Here is a 24,964-nt window from a genome sequence, read left to right on the forward strand (position 1 = left end):
GAGAAGTGTCGCCCCGGCGGGCGACTGATCTGTACATAACCAGAGAGGATGCAGCATGTCCAACATCAATAATATCGAAGCGGCCGTCTTCCGCCGCCTGCTGGAGCATCTGGACGAGCACAAGGAAGTCCAGAACATCGACCTGATGAACCTGGCGGGTTTCTGCCGCAACTGCCTGGCCAAATGGTATATGGAGGCGGCAGCCGAGGAGGGCATGGAGGTGGAGTATGAGCAGGCGCGGGAGCGCGTCTACGGCATGCCCTACAGCGAATGGAAGGCGAAGTACCAAAAATAGTTACGCCTGGTCGGCTGCGTCCAGCGCCGGCAGATCCCGGGCCAGCGCAAACCAGCGCAGGGCCTCGTGGGCAGGTGCGAGCTTCGGTGGAGCGCAGCACTCAGTCTGCCGTTGGCGCAGCAACTCTGTCCTGGCCAGCGTCAGGCAGTGTGCGAAATCCGGCGCCGCGACCGGGCAACTGGGCGAATTCGACCGGGTACCCCAGCACAGTGACGCCAGCGGATCGCGCTCGCAGCCAGGGTCGTCCTGGTAGCGCCACACGCCGTGGTCGCTGTCGTAGCGGTAGCAGGGCAGCAGCCTCCAGCCATGTTCCGCCACCAGTTCCAGCGCGGACAGCAGGTACTCGAACTCTGCGTCGGCAATGAAATAATTGAAGTTGAGCCGCACCCAGCCTGGCCGCAGCAGGCTGGCGCCCCCGGCGATGGCGGCCTCCAGCCGTTTGCTGTAGTCGCGGGACATGCCCAGCAGGCTGTGGGCGTAGGGGCCGGCGCAGGAGCAGCCGCCGCGCACCTGGATACCGAACAGATCGTTGAGCAGCGCTACCACATAGCCGTAGTGCAATTCCCGGCTGCCGTAGTGAAAGCGCAGCGAAAAGATCGGCAGTCGCGTCGCCTCGAGACTGCCCAGCACCTCGATACCGGCGCAGTCGCGCAGTCGCTGCATCGCTTTTGCAGCCAGTTCTTCCTCGCGCCGCTGGATCTCGGCGGTGCCCACTTCCTGCTGCAGCGAGAATGCCAGCCCGGCGCGGATGGACTCGACGATGGCGGGCGTGCCGCCCTCCTCACGCCGTTCTATATCGCTGATGTAGAGGTGATCCTCGGGGCTGACCCAGGTCACGGTGCCGCCGCCCACCATTGCTGGCACCCGGTTGCGGAACAGCGCGCTCTTGGCAATCAGCAGGCCGGGCGTACCGGGACCGCCGACGAATTTGTGCGGGGACAGGAATACCGCGTCCAGCGGATCGGCGCCATTCATGTCGATGGCGACATAGGGCCCGGCCGCGGCGTAATCCCAGAAAGCGAGTGCCCCGTGGCGTTTCAGCAACGCAGTGATGCCGGCGACGTCGCTCTTGATACCGGTCACGTTGGAGGCGGCGGAGAAACTGCCAATCAACAGTGCGCGGTCGCGGTGCCGGGCCAGCGCCTGCGCCAGTGCCTGCTGATCAATACCGCCGGCGCGGTCCAGTGGAATGACCTCCAGCTCGGCGCTGCTCTCGCGCCACGGCAACTCATTGGAATGGTGCTCGTAGGGGCCGATGAAAACCACCGGCCGTTCCGCCTCGGGCAACGGCTGGCGCAGCTTGAGTATATCGATCAGCTTGTTGATGGCCGCGGTGGCTCCCGAACCGCAGAAAATCACCTTGTCATCGGCGCCGCCATTGACCGCCCGCCGCACCGTGGCGCGGGCTGATTCGCGCAGCGCGGTGGTGTGAGCACCGGTGTACGAGCTCTCGGTATGAGTATTGGCGTACCAGGGCAGCACCTGTTCGCGGATATAGTCTTCGATAAAACCCAGGCTGCGGCCGGAGGCCGTGTAATCGGCATAGACCAGTGGCGGGCTGCCAAAGGGGGTGGTGATTGGCTGGTGCTGGCCGATAATGCCATCGCGAATGCGGGCGATCAGACTGCTCATGGTGGTTGTGCTCGCGGGTCGGTTGCGGGAATATCGCAATGATAGCGGCTTGTGGCTGGCACATTGTCTCTAATTGTTCCAGTATTACGGGGAAATATGGCACGTTGTTTCGGGGAGAGCCCATGCTTGAGGGACTGGACAGAAAATTGCTACGCCTGATGCAGGCGGATGCCGGCCTGTCAGTGGCAGAACTGGCGGAATTGATCGGCATTTCCAAGTCGGCCTGCTGGCGCCGGATCCAGAAACTGGAACGCAACGGCGTGATCCGGCAGCGGGTCACCTTGCTGAATGCGGCGCGGGCGGGGCTGGGGCTGACAGTGTTCATCTCGATCCGGACCAACCAGCACAACGAGGCCTGGGCGCAGCAGTTCCGGCAGGTGGTGCAGGGCGTAGAGGGGGTACTGGAAGTCTACCGCCTGGGTGGACAGGTGGATTACCTGTTGAAGGCGGTGGTGGGGGATATGGCGGGTTACGACCAGCTCTACCAACAGCTGATCGCTGCAGATCTGTTCGATGTTACCGCCAGTTTCGTGATGGAGGAAATCAAGTCCACCACGGCACTGCCGCTGTAAGCGGGCGCGGGCCGGAACCCGCGCCGCGGGTTTTAGCCGAAGTTCTTGTTGACGAAATCCCAGTTCACCAGCGACCAGAACGCCTCCATGTATTTCGGCCGCGCATTGCGGTAATCGATATAGTAGGCGTGTTCCCAAACGTCGACAGTCAGCAGCGGGGTGACCGTCTCGTCGGTCAGCGGCGTTTCCGCATTGCTGGTGTTGACGATTGCCACCGAGTCATCGCCCTTCTTCACCAGCCAGGTCCAGCCGGAGCCGAAGTTGCCCACAGCGGCTTCCGTGAACTGCTTTTTGAAGTCGGCGAAGGAACCGAAGGCGCTGTCGATCGCCGCCGCAACCGCTCCGTTGGCCTCACCACCGCCATTGGGGCTCAGGCAATCCCAGTAGAAGCTGTGATTCCAGACCTGGGCAGCATTGTTGAATACGCCGCCTGACGAACTCTTGATGATCTCTTCCAGTGACTTGCCTTCAAACTCAGTGCCGGGTACCAGGCCATTGAGTTTCTCCACATAGGTATTGTGGTGTTTGCCGTAGTGGTAGTCCAGCGTCTCTTCCGAAATGTGGGGTGCCAGGGCATTGCGGGGATAGGGCAGGGGGGGAGTTCAAAAGCCATATAATAGTGCCTCCATGGTAGTATGAGGTGCTTGAAGTGGCCAGCAGGCCGAAAAAGGGTGTAGCGCAGACGCGAAAGTATATCGTGGATCGCGGCGCTGCGCCTACCCCGCTACGGGCTCTGTTATGATATTGTCATCGACGCTACTCCCGGCGTCTGTGCGCGGGCCCACAATCGCGCTGCCAGGGGCTCATTGTACGGCCGCCGCGCAATCGACTATGGTAGAACCATTGTCCCTGCAAACACCGAGGTGTTTTGATGTTGTTGTCCATTGTCCTGTATCTGGTGCTGGTAGCCGCAGTGCTGATGTACCGACCCCCGTTGCTGGTGGGCTCCCTGCTGGTGATTGCGGGCACACTGTTGCTCACAGTGTTCGAAAGCGGCATGTGGTGGTTGCTGCTGCCTACGCTCGCGGTGCTGGCCATTCTCAATGTGCCCGAGTGGCGCCGCCGCCTGCTGGTGGCACCAGTGTACGAACTGCTGCGCAAGGCCATGCCTCCGATGAGCGACACCGAGCGCGAGGCACTGGAAGCGGGTACCACCTGGTGGGAGAAGGACCTGTTCAGTGGCCGGCCCGACTGGGAGCGCTTTGCCGCTATCCGGCCGCCGCGCCTGACCGAACGCGAACAATCCTTCATGGACAACGAAGTGGAACAACTGTGCAGCCGGCTCAACGAGTGGGATGTACAGGAGCGGCAGGACCTCTCGCCCGAAGTCTGGGAATCCCTGCGTAAATTCGGTTTTTTTGGCTTGATCATTCCCGAGTCTTTTGGGGGCCGCGATTTCAGCCCCTACGCCCAGAGCCGGATCATGAGCAAGATCGCCAGCCGCTCCCTGACCGCTGCGGTTACCGCGATGGTGCCCAATTCCCTGGGCCCCGGGGAGCTGCTGGTCAAGTACGGTACCGAAGAGCAGAAGCAGCGCTGGTTGCCCGGTCTGGCCGACGGCTCCGAGCTGCCCTGTTTTGGTCTTACCGGTCCGGAGGCGGGCTCGGATGCCGGCGCGATTCCCGATCTGGGTGTGGTCTGCAAGGGCGAGTTCGAAGGCAGCGAGGTGATTGGCCTGCGCCTGAATTTTCACAAGCGCTGGATCACCCTGGCCCCGGTGGCGACCGTTGTCGGCCTGGCATTCCAGCTGCGTGACCCCGACGGCCTGCTGGGCGACCCGGACAAAGTAGACTACGGCATTACCTGCGCCCTGCTGCCGGCCGATCATCCCGGGGTGGAGGCAGGCCGCCGGCACAATCCCGGCGCTCCCTTCATGAACGGGCCCGTCATGGGCCGGGATGTGTTCATCCCAGTGGACTGGATCATTGGCGGTCCGGCCATGGCCGGCAAGGGCTGGCGCATGCTGATCGAGTGCCTGGGTGCCGGCCGCGGGGTTTCACTGCCCTCCCTGGCGACGGCCAGCGCCGCCATGTGCTATCTGACGGTCGGGGCCTACGCCCGCATCCGGCGCCAGTTCAACCTGGAGGTGGGCAAATTTGAGGGTGTGCAGGAAGTCACCGCCGAGATTGCCGCCGGCGCCTACACACTGGAGGCCATGCGTGAGCTGGTGACCCGTGGACTGGAAGAGGGTACTCCTGCGGTGCTGACCGCGATGGCCAAGTACCACGCCACCGAGCGCATGCGGGTGCTGGTCAATCACGGCATGGATGTGGTGGGCGGCCGCGGTATCCAGCTGGGGCCGCGCAACTTCCTCGGTCCGGCCTATCACTCGCTGCCGGTGGCAATCACAGTGGAGGGCGCAAATATACTTACGCGCTCGCTGATGATTTTCGGCCAGGGTGCGATCCGCTGTCACCCCTACCTGATCGACGAAATGGAAAGCCTGGCACTGGAGCCGGACGAGGGCCTGGATGTCTTTGAGCCGATTTTCATGGGGCACCTGGGGCATATAGCCAGCAATGCGGTCCGCCTGTTGTGGTATGGCCTGGGCGGTGCGCTGCTCAGCCCCGTGCCTGGTAATGCGAACGATTTCAGCCGGCGCTGGTATCAGCGAATCAATCATCTCAGCGTCGCGCTGGCGACCTGCGCCGACGTGGCGCTGGGTGTTCTGGGCGGCGAACTCAAGCGCCGTGAACTGTTGTCTGCGCGGCTCGGCGACGCCCACAGCCAGATGCTGATTGCCTGCAGCATCCTCAAATATCACGTCACCCAGCCCGCCAGCAGTGCCGCCGATGCGCACGCGGCCTACGCCTTGCAACAGGCGCTCTACAGCGCCCAGCAGGCGCTGCTGGCCTATTGCGACAACTTCCCCCGCCGCTGGCTGGGTCTGCTCCTGCGGATTATCAGTTTCCCGCTTGGACGTGCGTTGCTGCCGCCGGCCGATAACCTGGTTCGTCAGCTGGGCGACCTGATCATGGAGCCCAATCCCGTGCGCGAGGCTTTGGCGGCCCATGTCTATCTGAGCAAGGACCCGGAGGACGCGGTGGGCCGGGTGGAAACCACCTATCAGTTACTGTTGAGTGTAGACGAGGCCTGGCAGACGGTATTGCATGCCCGCGACAAGGGCGAGCTGGAGGCCGAGGATTTCGATGCGGCACTGCGCGAGGCCGTGGATAAAGGCCTGATCCGCGAGCAGGATCTCGAGCCTTTGCGGGAATACGATGCGCGCCGCTTTGACTGCCTGCTGACCGACCACTTCGAGCAGTTGGGCTAATCCAGGACGCCCGCCCGGTGACGAGTGCCAAAATCAACAGAATTGTCGCTGACGCCGAGCGTAGCTGCGCTGAAGCCGGTGTGCGGCTTACGACCAAACGCAAGGCTGTGCTGCTCACTCTGTTAAACCGGAAACAGGCGCTGTCGGCCTACGAGTTGGCCGAGCAGTATCGGCTCGATCATGGTGAGTCCATCCCGGTCATGTCGGTTTATCGGATGCTGGATTTTCTTGCCGAGCAGGATCTGGTGCACAAGCTCAGTGCCATCAACAAGTATGTCGCCTGCGCCCATATCAGCTGTGCCCATGCCCATGAACCACCGCAGTTCCTGATCTGCGACGGCTGTCAACGGGTCAGTGAAGTCGGCGTTGAACCGGAAACCATGGCGTCCCTGGGGCGGGAAATCGAAGCCACCGGCTTTCATCTGAGCGGTAAACAGCTGGAGCTGCACGGCCTGTGCGGTGATTGCTTCAAAAGCGCTGACAACAAGTGATCCATTGTTTTTGTTTTGGCAGGGAGACCCGCTACCGATGAGGCTGTCCTCGCTTGGCCTGGTGCCACAAATTCTACTCGGTGTGGCCCTGGGGCCTTGCTGGGGGCATTGTATCCAGCGGTGGCACAGCCACTGGGCCTGCTGGGCGCATTGTTCGTCGGCATGTTGAAGGCGGTGGCGCCGCTGCTGGTGATGCTGCTGGTCATGTCGGCGATCGCCAACAAGCACGAAAGTGGCAGCGATGGGCGCAAGACCCTGCTGACCCTGGCGCTTTACCTGACCGGCACGATCAGCGCAGCGGTGGTGGCGCTGCTGCTGAGTCAGGTGTTCCCCCAGACGATCGTCCTGGCCGAGGCGGTTGAGGGGAGCCCGCCCGAGGCGGTGACTGCCGTATTGAGGGATGTGCTGTTCCAGTTGATCGACAATCCGGTGAATGCATTGTTGACCGGCAATTTCCTGGGTTGCCTGACCTGGGCGATTCTGCTGGGTCTGAGCTTTCGCCGCGCCAGCACAACATTCAAGCAGCATCTGGAAACCATCGCTACCGGCGTTACCGATATCGTGCGCTATGTGATACGGCTGGCGCCGCTGGGTATCTTTGGCCTGGTCTGTCACACCGTCGCCACTACCGGGCTGAGTGCGCTGGCAGGTTACGCCAGTCTGGCATTGCTGCTGGTTTCCTGCATGCTGGTGATGGCGTTGCTGGTGAATCCCCTGTTGGTGTTTCTGCTGATTCGCCGCAATCCCTACCCGGTAGTATTCAGGTGTCTGGAGGAGTCGGGTATCACCGCCTTCTTCACCCGCAGCTCCGCCGCCAATATTCCGGTGAACCTGAATCTGGCAAAAAAACTGGGTATCAGTGAAGAGCTGTACACAGTCACCATCCCGATTGGTGCCACGGTCAACATGGCCGGCGCAGCCATCACCATCACGGTGCTCACACTCGCCGCGGCCAATACGCTGGGAATAGAGGTGTCGATGGCCACCGCGCTGCTGCTGTGCGTGATTTCCGCACTCGCCGCCTGTGGCGCCAGTGGCGTGCCCTCCGGCAGCCTGCTGCTGGTACCACTGGCCTGCTCCCTGTTCGGCATCCCGCTGGATGTGGCGATGCAGGTAGTGGCGGTGGGCTTCATTATCAGTGTGGTGCAGGATTCCGCGGAGACGGCGCTGAACTCGAGTACCGACGTGATCTACACCTATGCTGTGGATCAGGGGGGAATTGGTAGCGGCCCAGCATCAATTAGGGAGGCGAGAGGGCCCTGAATCCCGGTTGGTCCCTGCGCAGCAGGGCGTCTATCGCCATTCCGTAGTCGCAATTCTCCCCGGTCCAGCGGGTTACTGCCGTTTTGGCATTAACATTCGGCGCCATAGTTCGGAGTGCGGCGCTGGACGTTTCCGCTGAAACGCCGGGGAATTGTGGTGCCAGATTTGTTTCAAGTGTATGACCCGCGGAGTTCTTGAAGATGAGCTGTCTGCCGCTGGGCGAGCTTTCCGCGGAAACGCTGAAAGCACCCCGGTGCAACTGCCGGTGGTGGTAGCGGCACAGGACCATTAAGTTATCCAGACTGGTTTCGCCACCGTCCGCCCAGTGCTGAATATGATGTACATCCACATAGCGCGATTCACAGCAGCCGGGGAAACGACAGGTTTTGTCCCGAATTTTCAGCGCCCGATTCAGGGCGGGTGGAACGGTGCGGGAGCGGCGGCCGATATTGAGGACGTTGCCGTCCTTGTCTTCCAGCACCGTCACCAGGGTGGCGTCGCAGGACAGGCGCCTGGCCGTGTGTGGTGCGATCCAGTGTTTGTCATCGAGATTGCAGTGCGAATGTTCACAGTCGGTGGCGTGTTGCTGCCGCCGCAGGGTTTCGATGTCCACATGCAGCATTACCTGGCAACGCTCACTGCCTTTTAGCGCCGCAAGTCCTTCGTTCCTCTTGCAGGTTGCGAGGAAGTGTTCGCTGATCGCGATCAGTGCATCGGCCCGGGTATGTTCCAGCAGCTCTTGGAATTGACAGGATTCTTGGGCCTCGAAAGGCGGCTCCCGCGTTTCCGCGGAAAGATTATCTTGCGACTGTGCTTGCCGCTGCTCTCGAATCTGCGTCTGCTTCTCTGCCTGTGTTGGCGCCACAATGGCCTCGATGGCTTTTACCAGCAGCGCTCCGGCTTCTGCCGGGAGCTTGGCATGCACTACCCACATGCCGTCCTCGTCGCGGAAATACACCAGCTTGCGCGCTGCCTCCTGTTCCAGCTCTTCTACGGCATCGTCTTTGCGCGTCACCTGCTTGTACTTGCCTACGACTTTCTCAACATGGCTGGCGGTGCCGTATTGGGCGATCTGCAACAGATAGTCCTCGTTCTCCGGCGTGGCCACCCGGGTCATCGCGCGGACCTTGGAATAGCTGATCTCGCCGGACGCGAAGGCCGCATCGATCTGGGGCAAGGATTCCAGGCAATTCGCCACCCGCACTTTCTCCCGCGCCGCGCCGAGGTCGATACCGCATTTCCAGTTCAGCCAGTGGGCGCAGGAGCGCACGGTGCCGCCGCCGCTCCAACCCTTGCACTGGTCGAACCGGCCGATGAGTTTCAACAGGCGGTGGGTGGCGGCGTTGATCTGGCCGGCCAGCATTGTGATTTCGTTGGCGATATGGTCGGTATTGAAGTGCGTGGGGATGGGAGGGAAGGCGAGATTGGTCATGGGTGTCACCTCATTGATGCTGTGCATATATACAGTTATAGTGTGGGGTGTTGGGCTGGCGATCGCAAGGTGATGGCTTGTTTTGATGGATGGGAGTTGAGGGTATTGCGACGGAGAAATTTGAGTCTGGTGGTATGGTGGCTTCGGGATTAGTATGAGTGGGTGGATCCTGTAGATGGTAACAGCTGATGTCGGATAGTGGGGCCGCTTTCGACCCCAATGCGAACATTAAAAAGGTAAGCCGTCTCCCCGGAATTCCGGGTATTTTATTGGGCGGATCTGCTTTTATTAGAATATTTTCGTATCAATAGTGTTCGGTTAATTTTCAGCTAAATGTAGTTGGTTAGAAAATATGTCATTTTCCGGTGGCGTCCAAAGTTGCACTTTCACGGCATTCTCTGATATGCCGTCAAACTTCTTGATGCAGAGATGTTGCTTGACCCACTTGAATAGTATTTTGACCTGCCAACGGGCTTTGTACAGTTTGCAGATAGTCGACTAGGATGCGCTCGCTAATTCGGAATCATTGGCAAGGATAGGTCTATGCGAAACCCGCACGTCCGCGCATTGTACTATAAAGTCTCGTCCGACGGAGTCATAACGTACAAGGAACCAGATGCTCTCCGCGTTTCCCACGCACTTGCTGATTTCACAATTGATGACGGTAGTCTGACGGTAAGGCCCAAGGAGTACTTCGGTAGTGAGGAGGAGGCCCGGTCGGCCATCGAACCATTCCTACGGGCTTGGGAAATGCATGAAGACCTTATCTCCAATATCGGAACCATTCGGTTCAAATTCGATCAAGCGGACGTAGTGGATCGCGAGCCGCCAAGATCTGGTGAAGCCCGCTTCATCGGTGAGCCGGCAGTATCCAAAACCGTATCTGTTAACGGTACTTTGACTGTTCAGTGGTCCCGTTATCCGGCACCGCCGAGCGACTTCTCCGTCACACCTGATGTTGAATTGGTGTATTGTCGATGGTTGAGATTCAAGGAAGGCAAGGAGCCTTTGCAGTCTATGGCGTACTTCGTGCTTACTGTCCTTGAGCGCGCAGCGGGTGGACGGAAGCAGGCGGCAACTACATACCAGCTGGAGAAGGAAATATTGGAGAAAATAGGAAAACTGAGTTCTACCCGTGGTGATGGCCACACCGCGCGAAAGGCTGATGCGACTCTCATGAAACTGAGCCCAAATGAATATACGTGGCTCGCCGAGGCCATTCGTCAGGTTATCCGCCGAATGGGCGAGCATGCCGCCGGAAGGCAGGGAGGAAAATTGGCGCTTGCCGATTTGCCAACATTACGGAATACCTAACCTCCAAGTGTAGTCTGACGTGATCGAAAGGGCATGTATTATGCAAAGCCGAAGAGCAAAATTCACGGTGCGCCGCTGTACCGAACGCTACAAACGTCGGCTCTTGGCCGAATGCTCAAATTCCGATCTGAGGAATATATCTTCCCTATGAGGCGTCTGCGAGAGGCGCTGCATAAGCGCTATAGGAGTCCAGAGGTATGCCCAAAGCAACTGGTATGAGTCTGGTGGTGGCGTTCATATTGGGAGTGGCGTCAAATTTTGCATACTCTCGTAGTTGTATCCCGGAACAGGAAATTTTTGACCAAGCGGAAGTCCTTTTTTCCGCGAGAGTCAGGGGGATAATGCAAGAGCCTGATGATGTCCCACCTCCGCCAGCTGCTGTCGTACAATTACCGATTGATTCCAGTTTTTTCGACGGCGTACCATCCGGTGATGAAATCACTATCGAAGGGTCTAGCTCGATCAGATTCACCTGGACCGGAACGGTAGATGATCTTCCTGCGTACTATTCCAGGTCCTGGTGGGTCCTATATGTTGACGTAATTGATGTGTGGCGGGGGAATCCGAGACCGAAGGAAATCATTTACACTTTTCGTAGCGGTCTTGCCGAAACGCTTGGTGCTCGGATCACTGTAGGCTTTGCCGACGGGGCAATTTCTCCGAACCTGTTCATTGATTCTTGTCAGTCGGTGTATGTGGAAGATGAGTTGGATCGCTTGCAGATCGATATTGGACTTCCAATTTTTTCCTATCCAGATCGTCCGCTTAGGTAGTTGGTTCAGGAAATTTGATCACTCGGAGGCCATTCTGCCCACTGATTGAAATTGATACGAGTTTGCTCCTGAAGAACAACTTGGCCTGACAAGAGCAATCACCTAAGCTGTCCCTGTTTGGCGCAAATAACAGGCGGCGAGCACAGCACCCCGCCGATACCGCAACGAAGGACCGTGGGAGATCCCCGATGAGAGGAATTGGTGTTTTTGCGTTACTGGCTGCAACCGTAGTGCTGGGCGTTACGAGTTGTGGCTCTACTCCGCCCGACGTTTCCGAGCGATCCGCCCCAACTCAGGCAGAGTTGATCGATCGGGAGGTACTGCTGGGCAACCCTACCCGGTTTCAGGGCCGGGTGAGTCCCGACGGCAGTATGATGAGCTTTCGGGCTCCATTGGACGGTGTGATGAATCTGTGGGTTGCACCCGCTGGTGAGATCGACGCCGCGCGGCCTGTGACGCGCAATAAGGGCCGCGGCATTCCGGTACATTTCTGGACACTCGACAGCAAGCATCTGCTCTATATTGAGGATCGGAACGGCGACGAAAATTTTCACATCTACCGGGTGAATCTCGAGTCCGGGGAGGTCAAGGACTTAAGCCCCTATAGCGAAGTGAAGGCACAGTTCATCGCCCAGAACGAACAACACCCCGGCAAGGCTGTGATTGGCATGAATGATCGTGATCCCCGTTGGCACGACGCCTATCTGGTTGATCTGGACAGCGGTGAGCGCGAATTGCTGGCCACGAATGCCGGCTTTGCGTCCCTGCATGTGGACAACGACCTTGCGATGAGATTGGCGACAAAACAAACGGAGGCGGGTGGCCTCACGGTCTATACGCGAGAGAACGATAGCTGGCGGCCGCTGTTTGAGGTTCCGGCAGAGGACTATTTGAGTACCAGAATACTGGGGTTCAATGCCGACAACAGTGCTTTCTATATGGTGGACAGCCGTGGCAGGGACACCGCGGCACTCACCTTGATCGATGCCGTATCGGGCGAGAGCCGCGAGCTGGCGATCTCGCCGGAAGCCGATATCAGTGAGGTACTGCTTCACCCGCGCACTCATGAGGTGATCGCGGTCGCTATCAACCGTCACCGCCGTCAGTGGCAGGCGCTGGATGATCGCTACGCAGCGGATTTCGAGCGAATCCGTGAGCAGGCTCGCGGTGACGTCCAGATCATGTCGACTACGCTGGATGGGGAACAATGGACCCTGTTCGTCGGCAATAGCGACGCCTCTCCGGTCTATTCGGTCTATAACCGCGGCACCCGCGAACTGACGGAACTGTTTGTCACCAACACCCGCCTGGAGGGCCTGCCCCTGGCAGCCAAGCACGATGAGACCATCCAGGCCCGCGATGGCCTGGAACTGGTGTCCTACCTGAGCTTACCGGTGGGCAGTGATCCGGACGGCGATGGCCGTCCCCGGCGGCCGGTGCCAATGGTGTTGCTGGTACACGGCGGCCCGTGGGCGCGGGATACCGCGGATTATTCCGAGCAAGTTCAGTGGCTGGCCAACCGGGGGTATGCCGTGCTACAAGTCAATTTCCGCGGGTCCACTGGCTTTGGCAAAGCGTTTATCAATGCCGGTAACCACGAGTGGGGCGGCAAGATGCATGATGACCTGATCGACGCCGTCAACTGGGCCGTCGAGCATCGTGTCGCGCAACCGGAGCGGATCGGCATCATGGGTACCAGCTATGGTGGCTACGCCACTCTGGTTGGCCTGACCTTTACCCCCGACACCTTCGCCTGCGGTGTGGATGTTGTTGGGCCGTCCAATCTCAATACGCTGCTGGCATCGATTCCGCCCTACTGGGAAGGTATCCTGCGCACCCTGGTCGCGGCCATCGGTGATCCGGATAGTGAGGAGGGACGCAGCCTGCTCACAGCGCGCTCGCCCCTCAATCGCGTGGACGCCATCCGACGGCCGCTGTTGATGGGGCAGGGCGCCAACGACCCACGGGTCAAGCAGGCGGAGTCCGACCAGATTGTCGACGCAATGGGAGCCAGAGACATTCCCGTGACCTATGCTCTGTTCCCGGATGAGGGGCACGGCTTCCTGAAACCGGAAAATAGACTGGCGTTTTATGCCGTGGCGGAAAGCTTTCTCGGCGCATGCCTGGGAGGTCGCGTGCAACCGATTGGCGACGACTTCCAGAATTCCAGTATCAGGATTGTGGCAGGGGCTGGGCAGGTGCCGGGTGTGGAGGAGGCGTTGGTAGATTAGAGTCTTGTCCCATCGCCAGCAATGCAGTTGCCCGCTCGCGCACGGCCAAGCTCAGCTCAACCGGCTCCAGAACTGTAAAACGGAATGGCAGGCAGGTGAGCCAGTGGGCGAAACAGGGGATGCTGTCAGTGGCGGTGTGCAGTAACACGCCGTGCTCCTGTTGTTGGAACAGGGCCTCCATCTCGCCCATCGCGCGGGTCGCGGTGGCTATATCGGTATGCAGCAACACGCTGAGCGGGTGTTCGCGCGGCGCGGTGATGATACTGCGCTGCAGATAATCCGCCGCGTCGAACTTCGGCGGGCGCAGGAAAGTGGCGGCCAGGGTCTCCACCCGGTACAGGCGGTCGAGGCGAAAGGTACGCAGCTCCTCACGCAGGTGGCAAAAGCCACAGATATACCAGCGTCCCCGGCGATAGACCAGGCCATAGGGGTCCAGCGTGCGGCGGGTGGTTTCGCCCTTTTGGGACTGATAGCTGAATTCCACCTGCTGCTGGCTTTGCGCCGCGTCCGTCAACCGCAACAATGCTCCCTCGTCCCTGGCGGCTTCTACCGGTGGCAACACTATGTCGATGGTTTCGCCCACCGCGCGCACACGGCGCTTGAGCTTCGCAGGCATGACCCGTTCCAGTTTGGCCTGTACGCTGGCGATGGCCGGCGTGGCCTCGCGCAGCCCCAGTTGTCCGGCCGCCAGCAGGCCCAGGGCGATGGCCTGGGCCTCTTCGTCGGTGAACATCATGGGAGGCAGTTTGAAGCCTGCCACCAGCATATAGCCGCCGTAGCGCCCCTGCTCGGAGGTCACCGGGATGCCCAGTTCCTCCAGCACCGTGATGTAACGCCGCACGGTGCGAATGTCCACATCCAGGCGCCGGGCGATGTCGGCCCCGGTCATGCGGCCGTGGGTTTGCAGCAGTTCCAGCAGTGCCAGTACCCGCGTGGTGGGGCCGGACATCTTGCTTCTCCTTTTTTGATTACCCGGTTTTTAAATAGGACGGAATATGGCCTGATTGGACGGTATTCTGCCCGCAGACAGGCTGGCTGTCGACCCAACCACTGTTCAGGAGCAAGACGATGAAAGATCTGACCCTCTATACCAACCCATACTCCCGCGGCCGCATTGCACGCTGGATGCTGGAAGAAACCGGAGCGCCCTACGACGTTAAAATCATGGAATATGACGGCAGTATCAAAGCCCCGGAATATTTGGCAATAAACCCCATGGGCAAGGTGCCGGCACTGGTCCACGGCGATACCGTGGTAACTGAGACGGTGGCCATCTGCGCCTATCTCGCGGACCAGTTTCCCGAAAAGAAGTTGGCGCCGGCCGTGGGAAGCCCGGAACGCGGTAGCTATTATCGCTGGTTATTCTTCGTCGCGGGCCCGCTGGAAATGGCCATGACGGCCAGGTCCCAGGGCTGGGAAATCGATCAGAAAGCTGCGCAGGTGGTGGGTTGCGGCCTGATCGGGGATACGCTGGCTACGCTGGAGCAGGCGCTGACTGGCAGGGATTACCTCTGCGGTTCACAGTTCACCGCTGCGGATCTGGTGCTGGGCAGCTATCTGGGCTGGAACTTGCTGCAGCAACAAATCGAGCCACTGCCGGTATTTAGCCGCTACGTCGAAAGACTGGAAGCCAGGGAGGCCGCAAAGCGGGCCAACCAACTGGATGGTGAGCTGGAGTAATCCGGCCAGCTAGCGGGCCGCCACCGGCCCCGGCTTTGCCTGCTGCAGCGTCTGCAATCGGTCCAGCCCCGCTCGCTGGTTGAGCAGGGCCAGTGTTTCTGCCGGTTCCAGCCAGCGGCACAGTTCGTCCAGACTGCTGGCGTGCTCAGCTTTCCAGGCTGCCGTGACTGCCGCGGCATTGAAGTTCGCCAGCGTCGGCTTGGCGGGAGCTGGAGCCAGTTGCGCCCGATGCCAGGCGAACAGCTCGGGGTCGCTTGCCAGATGCCTCAGCGCGGGACTGTGATCTTCCGCGGGCATCTGTTCGAGTTCGGCCTGCATACGCGCCAGCACCGGCGCCGGACGTTTCTCTTCCGGGGCCCGCAGCAATCCGAGCAGCGCAAACAGGCGGCCGCGGCGGCTGCCGCCGCTGATCCAGCTCAGCGGCACCGCCAGCATCAGCCCCAGGGTGATGGGCAGTAACCAGTAGAACAATGGCTCACTCATTTCCCAGGCGAGCAGTGCCAGTGCCGCGCCGAACAGCATGTGCCAGCGGTGGGCGCGAAAGGCCGCGCCCCAGTCCAGCGCGCCATCATCGCGCCGCTGGGGTTGCCAGCCCCCGTCGTGGCCCAGCACTACGGCCCAGATCACGTGGAACTGGGCCACCATCAGGATCGGTGCATACAAGGCGGACAGCAGCGTTTCAAACACGGTACTCAGGGTCAGCAGTATGGGGCCGCCAAAGCGCAGGCACAGCGGGATGTTGACCAGCGCTGCGAACCAGCCAAACAGCTTGGGTGCCAGTACTACGCCCATGGAGATCACAAACAGTTTCAGCGCGCGCTCGGAATCGAATACCGGCCAGGTTGGGAACAGCGAGGGTTCGGCAAAGTACTCCGGCCGCACCAGGTTGGCCTGCACCGCAATGGTCAGCCCGACCACGACCAGCAGCAGCCACAGCGCTGCGCTGACATAGGCCATGATGCCGGTGAACAGGTGCAGTCGGGTGGGCAGCGTGAGGCCGCGGGCGAACAGCACACGGATATGCTGCAGGTTGCCCTGGCACCAGCGCCGGTCGCGAATCAGCACGTCCACCAGGGAGGGGGGAGCCTCTTCCCAGCTCTGCTTGATATCTACGTCAAAGCGTACACCCCAGCCCGCACGGCGCAGCAACGCCGCCTCGATGAAATCGTGGCTCAGCACGGCACCGCCGAAGGGCGGTCGGCCGCGCAGCAATGGCAGCGCGCAGGACTCGGCAAAGGCGCGGCAGCGGATGATTGCATTGTGGCCCCAGAAATTGGACGCCAGGCCGTGCCAGGCCGCCAGCCCGCGGGCATAGATGGGGCCGTAACACTGGTTGGCGAATTGCTGGGCCCGGCCATAGAGACTTTTGGCGCGCACGATACGCGGCAGCGTCTGGATCAGGCCGACCCCGGGTGCCGCGGCCATTCTGCGGGCCAGGGTTACCAGTGTGTCGGCACTGATGATGCTGTCGGCGTCGAGTATGATCATGGCCTCGTAGTCACCGCCCCAGCGCTGAACCCAGTCGGCAATATTGCCGGCCTTGCGCTCGCTGTTGTCGGCCCGGCGTCGGTAGAACACAGGGCAGTTGGCATCGGCCTCGACAATGAGCTGCCGGAACACGGCTTCTTCCGCAATCCAGGCATCGGCCTGGTTGCTGTCACTGAGGATGAAAAAGGCAAACTTGCCGGGCTCGTGGGCGATCAGTTCGCTGCGCATCGCGGTGATTGCCGCAGCGATGCTGTGCGGAGACTCGTTGTACACCGGTAGCAGGATCGCGGTCTGGAACGGGATCTCGCCGCTGTGTTCAGGGATCCTCAGCAGGCGCGGCAGCAGGCTCTGGATAAAGCCCAGCGTGGCCTGGGCGAAGGCAAAGGAGATCCAGGTGAAGTTGATGCTGAACAGGACCAGGAAAACCCACTGCAGCATCGTGATTGTAGTGGTACTGAGTACGCCGTGCATCTCGATGCTGCCGTAGGCCGCCATCGCCAGCGTCAAGCCGCCGACATAGAGGCGCGCGAGCAGGGTCTTCAGGCCGGCGGTCAGCGAAAAGCGTGTACGGAGTTTGTGGCGCGGTTCGTGCAATTGCCGCCGCGGCATCGGCAGTGGATTCTCCGCCGGCACGGCTGCCAGCGGTTGCTGCTCCACCACTGCCGCGGTGCTGGCATTTTCGCTACTCATTGAGCCACCGGTAGAGCCAGGTTTCCGCCACCGGCTCATCGCCACGCTTGAGGTCGACCCGCATCTCGGCAACAGGCTCCTCGCTGTTTTCCAGGCTCAGGAACACGCGGATCCCATTGATTGCCGGATTGGGTTGGACACGGGACTCCAGGATGCGCCCGGGCTGGATGGCGGCGTGAGCAACGATATCCTCCAGGTTATCTACCGCGAGGTTGCCGTAGTCGATCATCACCTCGTGGTGGTCACTGAACAGTTTCTCGCCGCCGGCGCTGCGCACCACTCGCGCTGTATCGGCCTTGCCGGGTACATCGTCCGGCCAGCTCAGCCGGTAGGCGTACTCAAATGGCTGGCCCTGCCGCAGTCCCTGATCGGGACGCCAGTACGCCACGATATTGTCATTGGCCTCGGAGTCTGACGGAATTTCAACCAGCTGAACATGACCCTTGCCCCAGTCCCCCAGCGGTTGCACCCAGGCGGAGGGGCGCCGATGGTAACTGGCCTCCAGGTCCTGGAAATAGCCGAAGTCCCGGTGGCGTTGGATCAGGCCGAAACCCTCGGGGTTTTCGTCGACAAAGGCGCTGATCTGCAGATGGCGGGGATTGGCCAGGGGCCGCCAGATGTGCTCGCCATTGCCGCGCTTGATGGCCAGACCCCCGGAATCGTGGACGGCGGGCCGGTAGTCACGCAGGTCGGCGGGGTCCAGCGGGCCGTGCATGAACATCGACGTCAGCGGCGCCAGGCCTACATGCTCAATGTCTTCACGGGGAAACAATGTGACTTCGACATCCATGCGCAGCGGTGAGCCCGGATAAATGCCAAACCGGTAGGCCCCGGTCACCCGCTCGCTGTCCAGCAGCGCGTGAACCACCATTGAATCGTGGCTGCTTGAGGGCCGCTCCACCCAGAACTGGCGGAAGATCGGATGTTCCTCGCCCTGGGGGCCGGCTACATCGATGGCCAGACCGCGCGCCGACAGGCCGTACAGCTGGCTCTTCGACACGCCGCGGAAGTAACTGGCGCCCTGGAACACCAGGAATTCGTCGGCATAGTCCTCACTGTTCAGTGGATAGTGCAGGCGCATGCCAGCGTATTTGCCCACCTCGGCCAGTATCTTCGCGAGCGCGGGGTCGGGCACCCGGAATGAGTCTTCCGAGACAATGAGCGGAGAACTTTTGCCATTCTCTACAATATTGATATCGACCAGGTCACGGTACAAAAAGCCCGGGGCGAACAGCTGGATGGAGAATCGCGTTGGCGAGCGACCCCAGACAGCCGCGTCCTGTTGATAGTTGATCTTGCGGTAGTCGGAATAATCCAGGTTGCTCAGTACTTTGGGAGCCTGCGGCAGCGACTTGAAGGGCTCCTGCGACAGCTGCCGCGCGCGTTCGATCACGCTCTTTCTGGAGAAATTGTCACTTTCCTCCACCATGGCCTGGGCCAGCAGCCTGCTGCCCGGCATCGCCAGGCACAGGCTCAGGACCACTATCAAATAACGGAAGGAGGTTACAGCGACGGACATCAGGCATTCCCTGGCAATACAGCGATCAGGATCTCATGGTACGGTAGTTAACAATATCGGGAGGAAACACGTCGTGCGGTAGTTAACATAAAGCCAAATTAGTGCCGCGGTTGCGGCCGCGGCGAACGCACTATAGCGAGAAGTTCATGTTGTTGGCGCCGAAAATACCGGCCAGGCCGATCACGATCAGGTAGATTGCAACAATGTAGTTCAGCAGTCTGGGCATGATCAGGATGAGGATGCCGGCAATCAATGAGATCAGGGGGGTCAGGGCTATGGTCATGTCGTACTCCGGTTTTGGGGTTGGCTCCTTGCCCTGAGAAGGTACTACAGATTCGGGTTGTTCAGTAGCACTGTTTCACCGCTTCGGCGCCCTGTTTGCGAATGGCCTGGTACTTTTTCCAGAAGCCGGCGTCGATGCCCTTGAGATAGTCATTGGTCTCGGCCCTGCGGTAGCGGCTGAGGTGGCTCGGGCCGCCGTTGTAGACGCCATAGGTGGCGCGGACCAGGTCATCGACCTCGCCCCGCACTTCATGCTCCTTGCGCCTGATGGCGTAGTCCACCAGATAGTGTGCCAGAATTTCATTGCCGGCCCGGGCGTTGTAGCCGACGTCATCCTCCAGCGCCTCCAGGTCGTAGACATTGCGCCAGACATGCTTGTTGATCTGCATCAGTCCGACTGAACCCGCCGAAGACTGGATCGGCGCTATTTCGCCATCGCGTTCAACGAACTGGCGCCAGCAGGATTCCTGCCAGGCAGTGGCCCGGACCAGATTCTCGTAGAGCGGGAAAAATTGTGCCGGAACCTTGTTGCGCTTGCGCTCCGCGGCGATGCTTTCGTCCAGCAGTTGTTCCATTGCCGCCAGGTAGCGGTCGAGGTCACCGGCCGCGGGTATCCAGCCGGTCAGGGTCTCTACCAGTGCCCGGTCGATGGACGCCGCCTCCGCCCGGGGTATCAGCCAGGCCAGGGGGAGGGGCGTCGGAGGGGCTTCCCCGGCATCGAACTGCGGGTCCAGCCCCAGCAGCGCGCGCAGTTCCGGGTCCACGTGGGTGTCGTAGTTGAGCTGCTGCTCGGTAACCGTGGGCGTCAACATGCGGGCCAGGCGGCGCAGGGTATGCTGGTCCAGGTTCATACCCAGGTGCGGCGCGGCGTTGTCCAGTGCCTGCAGGGCATTGGCGCCGGTAACAAAGGTGGCCAACTGCAGGCTGCGGGTGCCGTCTGCGGCGGCCAGTTCACTGCGCTGCAGCAGTGGCGCCAGCCGCGACCAGGTGGCCAGGAACAGCTCGCGCACCGGCTCGCCGGCGAGCTGGTCGGCGGCCAGTGTGGCGCGCAGGTCGTGGCGGGTCTCCAGCAGGACCTCGGCCAGCGCGCGGCGCAGGTGCGGGTCCGAGGGCGCGGCCAGATCCTTGATCAACCAGGTCGCAAAAGCGTCCCAGGCCTGCCAGCTGGCGTCCCAGCGCGCCAGCTCTTGCGCCGTGAGTGGGGCTTCCTCCGCGGCATCCCAGTCCACCGGAATCGGCGGCGGCTGCAGCGCAAAACGAATCACCAGGCCATCGGCGGTAGTCGCGGCGGAACGCAGTACCAGGGTTTGCGCGACGGCCTGGCGGTTGGCTTCGTCGCCCGGCAGAACGTCGAGCAGTAGCCCGCGCAGGTCCTGGACCGCGGTGCTAAAATCAATGGTTACCGCCCCCAGCTTCGGATGGACATGACCCTTTACCCAGTCCCATACCGTGCCGGAGAGCGTAGCCGACTCGGCATCGGTGCTGAGGATGCGGGAATCCACGATGCGGAAGGCGACAGTACTGCCGCCGACGGGCACATGGGCCTGTTCCAGGGTTTCGACGACCCCGCTCCAGTTCAGGGGCAGCAGGCAACGGCCGGCTACCGGGGTGCCGACCCGGGCATTTACCCGGGTGGTCAGGCGCAACTGTCCCGTCTCGTCGGCGTCGACCCGGGGTTCCGTCAGGATCAAGGAATTGCAGTTCTGGCTATCGCGGAACAGCTCCGCGCTGCCTTCCGGCCCGTTGAACAGCTGCTGGGTCAGGGCCTGGTGAACGACCTGATGATCCAGGGTGACCGGCAATTCGACCTCGGCGGCGCGGGCCGCGGTGTGCGGCAACAGCCACAGCAACACCAGGGCCAGAGGCAAGTGGAAACGAAGAGGGTTGCGCGCGCGCATGCAGTATTGGCTCCGGGCCTGGATACAGTCGCCGATGATAGCGCAGGCGCCGCCCCTCAGTCGCGTTCGATCGCAGGCATTACCGGTAAGGCCACGCGGCTAGGGTATTGCGGTGACAGGTGCAGCGTATTGCGCGCGGTCACCGCTTCTGTTTCGTCGTAATTGTTGCCGCCGGTATTGAGATTGCGCATGTACTGGGGAAACTTGGCCGAGGCGATTTCCACCCGGATGCGGTGGCCCTTGCGGAACAGGTGACTGGTGGACATCGGCGCCGGTGTTATTTCATACACCTCACCCTCGCGCATGAATACTTCCCGGTCATAACCCTCGCGATAGCGGGCGCGCTGGATGGTATCGTCGACATTGTAGGCGGTGCCGTCCGGATGCACGTCCACCAGTTTGACGGTAAAGTCGGTATCGCGGGCGTCTGAAGACACAAACAGCGTGGCGCGCACGCTGCCGGTGACCTCCAGGTCCTGCTCCAGTACCTCGCTGCTGAACACCAGCACATCTGCGCGGGCTTCTATTGCGCGCTGGTCATAACTGCCGCCCGGCGCGGCATCGGCATTGCAGCAGACCCCGCCGCCCAGCGCGGGCACCGGGTTCATGGGGTCGTAGGTCCAGCTGTTGGCGACGGTTGCGGTGGGGCAGTGGTGCTCAAGCTGCCATCGCCGAACACGCTGTTGGCGTTGCCGCCGGCGCTGTGCAGGTAGTAGACAACATTACTGGCTGCCCGGGCGGCCAGCTGTCGGCTTCGCCCCAGGCGTTGCGGCCCATGGTGTAATACTGCACCCGTGGGTGGTGGCGGCGAAGTCGTTGGCCTCTTCCTTCAGGTAGTGGTCGAAAAATGCGAATACCTGGTCCCAGACTTCGAGCGCGGGACGGCCGACGTTGAGTTCGCCGACTAGAAGGTCCTCGTGTTCGGGAATGTTGTAGAAGCCGCAGTGCAGGGTGGGGGCGATCACTACATACTGGCCGTCGCGCACCGCGCGGTCGGAGGCATTGTTGCGGACATGATTGAACAGCGCCAGATTGGGGCCCTGGCTGACATCGAACCAGCTGTTGAACCAGAATGCCGGGACCCCGAAGTCCTGGTCATCGTGATACAGGCCGCCCTGGTACCAGCCGGGATCGTCGGGCTTGCGTGTAATCAGTTCCGCCCAGGGGCCGGTATTGGCGCCGGCCTGTTCCGGCCATTCGCTGGCAGGCAGTTTCGCCAGCTGTTGCTTCCAGTTGACTTCAGGCATGGTTGCCGCCAGGTCATACATTTTGCGCAGGCGCTGCAGTTGCTCCTGGGACAGGCCCGCCGGGAACTGCGGCCGCAGGTTCTGCTGGACGTGGTAGAGCCAGACCGAGAACAGGGTCTGGTGTACACCGCCCTTGTACCAGTTGCCCTGCTCATGGAACTCGCCCACACGGCCGATACCGGCACCGGCGGCCATCGGTACCATGGCCTTGTGGGCGGGATGATCCAGGGCCGCCAGCGACAGCTGCCACTCCGCGGATGAGGAACAGCCCAGGGTGCCCACGCTGCCGTCGGACCAGGGCTGTTCCGCTACCCAGTCGAGCGAATCCCAGCCGTCCTGTTGCGGGTTACCCAGAATCTCCCACTCGCCCTCCGAGTAAAAGCGGCCGCGCTCGTTCTGTACCACGAAGGCATAGCCGCGCTCTGTGGCTTCCAGTGCCCACTGCAGCTGGGGTCCTTCAATACGATTGAAATCATAGGGGGTTTTGACAAAGAGGGTGGGGACGGGACCCTCGCGGTCCCTGGGCAGATAGACATCGGTGGCCAGGCCGACGCCATCGCGCATCGGCACCATGATCATGGTGTCGGCGTCGGCGATCTCCCCTAATCTGGCCTGCTCCTCTTCTTCGGTCGGCTGGGCCGCTGTCGCGGATATGGCTGTGGCAGCCAGCAACACGGTGAGCAGTCCACGATGAATTTTATGACCCGGCATTGCAGCTCCCCGATGCAGTAGTATTGTTGTCGGCGCAGGATAAGGGGCTGGGCGGGCTTAGTCAAAAACCCGTCGGGGGCGATCAGGGTCTGAGATCCTCATAGGCACGCCAGGTGGCGTGGCCAAGCAGTGGGAAAATCACGATCAGGCCCAGCAACCAGGTGGCAAAGCCCACCAGGACCAGCACGCAAACCAGGCTGGCCCAGACCAGCATCACCGGCAAATGCTGCCAGGTGACGGTGGCACTGCAGCGCATTGCAGTAGTGGCATTGACCTCGCGCTCAATGATCAGCGGCACGCTGATTACGGTCAGCGCAAAGCCGCCGATCGCGGTAACCAGCGCGATGCCCGCGTAGATCAGCAACTGCACGGGGCTCAACTGACGCAGCACATCGCCCCAGACAGTGCTGGCCAGCGTGGGGGCGATATCCACCTCGGCCCAGCTCAATGCCGCCAGGGAAATCGCAAACCACAGCGCCGCCAGTGCCAGCAGCATAAAGGCGAAGCGGCGCAGTGGCTCCCGGCAGCGACGGAGAACCTGCAGCGAGATCCCGAAGTTGGCCTGCCGGCCCAGTGCACGCCAGCGTGACAACTCGCACAAGCCGGCGGCGAAAGCCGGCCCCACCAACAGGAAGCCGAGGGTAGCGGTGGCGAGAAAAAGGGGGTGGCGCTGGTAGGCCAGCAGGATCCCTCCCAGGACGGCCACCAGCGCCCCGTAGGCCAGGCTGGCGCCGGGGTGGCTCCAGAGGTCCCGCCAGCCGTCGCGCAGCCAGATGCAGGGTTGCCACAGGGGCAGACGGTGGCTGTTGCGGTGCGTGGAATGGGGGTGGTGGCAGCCATGAACCTTGCTCCTTTTGCAAGCAGTTAAGTTCACTGCGGCGCGACTGTCAAACAGCTGCCCTTTATCAATCGGGTTGTTCGGCCTCGGCGATAATCGCATCGAGGTCGACCTCGTCTGTCGCCAGTTCCGCCACAATATCGCGCAGTCGCTGCAGTGATACTTTACTGGGGCCCTGGGCCAGCGCCAGTGCGACGTCATCGATAGTGGCCTCGCCACCGGTGGCCTCGCGCAGGGCTTCGTCCAGGTGATGCATTACCCCCACGGCGCGAGCTGTGACCGGCCCGGAAGAGCGCTGCGTGAACAGCGTATCGGCGCGGCGGGCCCAGTTTGCCTGCCAGTCCAGAGTCTCCCGGTAGCGGGTCTCGCTGATGCCACCGCTGCGGTAGAGGATGGCGGAGGCGTAGTACTCGGCGATGCCCTCGACGATCCAGTCGCTGTTCTTGGCGCCCCGGATGCCGGTGCCGATATGCACCAGTTCGTGAATCATGCTGCTGGTGCGATTGCCACTGATCAGCGGCCGCTGCGCGTGCATGAACAGGGAGCGGGTGCCCGACAGGCCGCCGCGCCACATCGGCTCGCCGGCCAGTACTACCAGCAAGTGCTCGGGAAAGTCGGGGAATACAGCCTTGACCTCGGGCAGGTTCCAGGCGATGAAGGCGAGAATGTCCTGCAGTCGGGCGCCTTCGCCGGAGGGGGCCGCGACCCGCACATCCACGCCGTCAATGATGTCCTGGCGGCTGGTGATGTCGCCCAGGATCAGCCAGCCCTTGGGCCGGGGCAGGCGCCGGCCCGGGTCGATGATCCGGTAGTGCAATGGCTTGTCGTCCACCAGCGCATAGGGCGCGGCCGCGGACCACTGCCTGGGCAGTTTGAATACCAGTTCCGCGCTCGCTTCCAGTCCCTTTACCATGCGCGCCGAGATCGGCGGGATCAGCTTGTCGCTGCGCAGAATGGCCCAGTCATCTGTGATGTGGGAGTCGTAGCGGCCACTCGTTTTTTGCTCGTCGATCACGAACTCATAACGCAGACTGGCCTCGGGCCCCCGGGGGCGCCAGGTCGCGGTGTCGTCCTTGCGGGTCAGGCCCGCGTCGCTGCGCACGTTCTGGTGCCGCTCCGGGTTCAGGTGCAGCACCAGCCGACTGGGCAGCTGTTCGCCGCGCAGCAGGATCTCCACCTCGGCCAGGCCGGTGTCGGGCTGGATTGCCGCTCGGTACAGGACCTCGAACGCCGCCGCTGGCGCGGAAGCACAGTACAGCAGGCCCAGCAGCAAAAGGGTGGCTATTGTCAGCGAACGATACATCGGTGCGGGCCTCATTGCCGGGATTTACGCT

General features: G+C 61.4%; 19 protein-coding genes and 3 pseudogenes. 9 read left to right on the top strand and 13 right to left on the bottom strand.

Annotated features, from left to right (window positions below):
- Nucleotides 1–55 precede the first annotated feature (55 nt).
- On the top strand, nt 56–295 hold the full coding sequence (locus tag G3T16_RS16185) for a DUF1244 domain-containing protein (RefSeq protein ID WP_163496139.1): 240 nt from the start codon (nt 56–58) through the stop codon (nt 293–295).
- Here G3T16_RS16185 and G3T16_RS16190 read toward each other — a convergent pair whose 3' ends face one another.
- On the bottom strand, nt 296–1,927 hold the full coding sequence (locus G3T16_RS16190) for an aminotransferase class V-fold PLP-dependent enzyme (RefSeq protein ID WP_163496140.1): 1,632 nt from the start codon (nt 1,925–1,927) through the stop codon (nt 296–298). It abuts the gene before it with no gap.
- A gap of 122 nt (nt 1,928–2,049) precedes the next feature.
- On the opposite strand from G3T16_RS16190, the gene G3T16_RS16195 reads away from it, so the two are divergent.
- Nucleotides 2,050–2,499, top strand: a complete 450-nt coding sequence (locus G3T16_RS16195; protein ID WP_163496141.1) for an Lrp/AsnC family transcriptional regulator — start codon at nt 2,050–2,052, stop codon at nt 2,497–2,499.
- Nucleotides 2,500–2,531: 32 nt separating this feature from the next.
- On the opposite strand, the pseudogene sodB reads toward G3T16_RS16195, so the two are convergent.
- A pseudogene (gene sodB, locus G3T16_RS16200) lies at nt 2,532–3,112 on the bottom strand (superoxide dismutase [Fe]).
- 258 nt (nt 3,113–3,370) lie between these two features.
- Here sodB and G3T16_RS16205 point away from each other — a divergent pair.
- The 3 genes from G3T16_RS16205 (at nt 3,371) to sstT (ending at nt 7,527) form a co-directional block, all read left to right on the top strand.
- Nucleotides 3,371–5,773 carry an acyl-CoA dehydrogenase gene (locus G3T16_RS16205; RefSeq protein WP_232059116.1) on the top strand — a complete coding sequence of 801 codons (2,403 nt, stop codon included), beginning with the start codon at nt 3,371–3,373 and terminating at the stop codon, nt 5,771–5,773.
- Nucleotides 5,774–5,790: 17 nt separating this feature from the next.
- Nucleotides 5,791–6,264 (top strand): Fur family transcriptional regulator, encoded by a 474-nt coding sequence (locus G3T16_RS16210; RefSeq protein ID WP_163496143.1) that lies wholly within the window; start codon nt 5,791–5,793, stop codon nt 6,262–6,264.
- A 96-nt stretch (nt 6,265–6,360) separates the two neighbouring features.
- Nucleotides 6,361–7,527, top strand: coding sequence for a serine/threonine transporter SstT (gene sstT / locus G3T16_RS16215; RefSeq protein ID WP_232059117.1), 1,167 nt, complete (start codon nt 6,361–6,363; stop codon nt 7,525–7,527).
- Here sstT and G3T16_RS16220 read toward each other — a convergent pair.
- Together G3T16_RS16220 and G3T16_RS16225 are read right to left on the bottom strand one after the other, a co-directional pair.
- Nucleotides 7,505–8,959 carry an HNH endonuclease signature motif containing protein gene (locus G3T16_RS16220; RefSeq protein ID WP_163496144.1) on the bottom strand — a complete coding sequence of 485 codons (1,455 nt, stop codon included), beginning with the start codon at nt 8,957–8,959 and terminating at the stop codon, nt 7,505–7,507. The two genes, sstT and G3T16_RS16220, sit on opposite strands and share 23 nt — an antisense overlap.
- Before the next feature lie 372 nt (nt 8,960–9,331).
- Nucleotides 9,332–9,454: pseudogene (locus G3T16_RS16225) on the bottom strand (transposase); the annotation flags it as partial.
- Nucleotides 9,455–9,502: 48 nt separating this feature from the next.
- On the opposite strand from G3T16_RS16225, the gene G3T16_RS16230 reads away from it, so the two are divergent.
- The 3 genes from G3T16_RS16230 to G3T16_RS16240 all read left to right on the top strand — a co-directional run bounded on the left by G3T16_RS16230 (nt 9,503) and on the right by G3T16_RS16240 (nt 13,277).
- The gene (locus G3T16_RS16230) at nt 9,503–10,273 is read left to right on the top strand and encodes a hypothetical protein (RefSeq protein WP_163496145.1); all 771 of its coding nucleotides are present in this window, start codon (nt 9,503–9,505) and stop codon (nt 10,271–10,273) included.
- A 197-nt stretch (nt 10,274–10,470) separates the two neighbouring features.
- On the top strand, nt 10,471–11,046 hold the full coding sequence (locus G3T16_RS16235) for a hypothetical protein (protein ID WP_163496146.1): 576 nt from the start codon (nt 10,471–10,473) through the stop codon (nt 11,044–11,046).
- 188 nt (nt 11,047–11,234) lie between these two features.
- Entirely contained in the window at nt 11,235–13,277 is a 2,043-nt protein-coding gene (locus tag G3T16_RS16240) for a S9 family peptidase (protein ID WP_163496147.1), read from the top strand.
- On the opposite strand, the gene G3T16_RS16245 is transcribed toward G3T16_RS16240, so the two are convergent.
- Entirely contained in the window at nt 13,219–14,226 is a 1,008-nt protein-coding gene (locus tag G3T16_RS16245; protein WP_163496148.1) for a helix-turn-helix transcriptional regulator, read from the bottom strand. The genes G3T16_RS16240 and G3T16_RS16245 overlap by 59 nt on opposite strands.
- A gap of 119 nt (nt 14,227–14,345) precedes the next feature.
- Here G3T16_RS16245 and G3T16_RS16250 point away from each other — a divergent pair, with 119 nt between their 5' ends.
- Nucleotides 14,346–14,957, top strand: coding sequence for a glutathione S-transferase family protein (locus G3T16_RS16250; protein ID WP_163496149.1), 612 nt, complete (start codon nt 14,346–14,348; stop codon nt 14,955–14,957).
- A gap of 9 nt (nt 14,958–14,966) precedes the next feature.
- Here the strand turns inward: G3T16_RS16250 and mdoH are convergent, their stop codons facing one another.
- From mdoH to G3T16_RS16285, 8 genes and pseudogenes are all read right to left on the bottom strand, one after another.
- Complete coding sequence (mdoH, locus tag G3T16_RS16255; protein WP_163496150.1) at nt 14,967–17,135, bottom strand: glucans biosynthesis glucosyltransferase MdoH; 2,169 nt, start codon at nt 17,133–17,135, stop codon at nt 14,967–14,969.
- Nucleotides 17,128–18,654 carry a glucan biosynthesis protein G gene (locus G3T16_RS16260; protein ID WP_163496151.1) on the bottom strand — a complete coding sequence of 509 codons (1,527 nt, stop codon included), beginning with the start codon at nt 18,652–18,654 and terminating at the stop codon, nt 17,128–17,130. Before G3T16_RS16260 ends, mdoH begins: the two co-directional genes overlap by 8 nt.
- A gap of 130 nt (nt 18,655–18,784) precedes the next feature.
- Nucleotides 18,785–18,937 (bottom strand): DUF3096 domain-containing protein, encoded by a 153-nt coding sequence (locus G3T16_RS16265; protein ID WP_163496152.1) that lies wholly within the window; start codon nt 18,935–18,937, stop codon nt 18,785–18,787.
- Nucleotides 18,938–18,998: 61 nt separating this feature from the next.
- Complete coding sequence (locus tag G3T16_RS16270) at nt 18,999–20,834, bottom strand: lytic transglycosylase domain-containing protein (protein WP_163496153.1); 1,836 nt, start codon at nt 20,832–20,834, stop codon at nt 18,999–19,001.
- A gap of 56 nt (nt 20,835–20,890) precedes the next feature.
- Nucleotides 20,891–21,481, bottom strand: a pseudogene (locus G3T16_RS21230) (CocE/NonD family hydrolase); the annotation flags it as partial.
- 75 nt (nt 21,482–21,556) lie between these two features.
- Nucleotides 21,557–22,792 carry a CocE/NonD family hydrolase gene (locus G3T16_RS21235; protein ID WP_197911707.1) on the bottom strand — a complete coding sequence of 412 codons (1,236 nt, stop codon included), beginning with the start codon at nt 22,790–22,792 and terminating at the stop codon, nt 21,557–21,559.
- A gap of 82 nt (nt 22,793–22,874) precedes the next feature.
- A complete protein-coding gene (locus tag G3T16_RS16280; RefSeq protein ID WP_163496154.1) occupies nt 22,875–23,666 on the bottom strand; it encodes a DUF2189 domain-containing protein in 792 nt (263 codons plus the stop codon).
- 31 nt (nt 23,667–23,697) lie between these two features.
- The gene (locus G3T16_RS16285; RefSeq protein ID WP_163496155.1) at nt 23,698–24,933 is read right to left on the bottom strand and encodes a M61 family metallopeptidase; all 1,236 of its coding nucleotides are present in this window, start codon (nt 24,931–24,933) and stop codon (nt 23,698–23,700) included.
- Between the last annotated feature and the right edge of the window lie 31 nt (nt 24,934–24,964).

This window comes from Kineobactrum salinum, assembly GCF_010669285.1.
GTDB classification, from domain to species: Bacteria; Pseudomonadota; Gammaproteobacteria; order Pseudomonadales; family Halieaceae; genus Kineobactrum; species Kineobactrum salinum.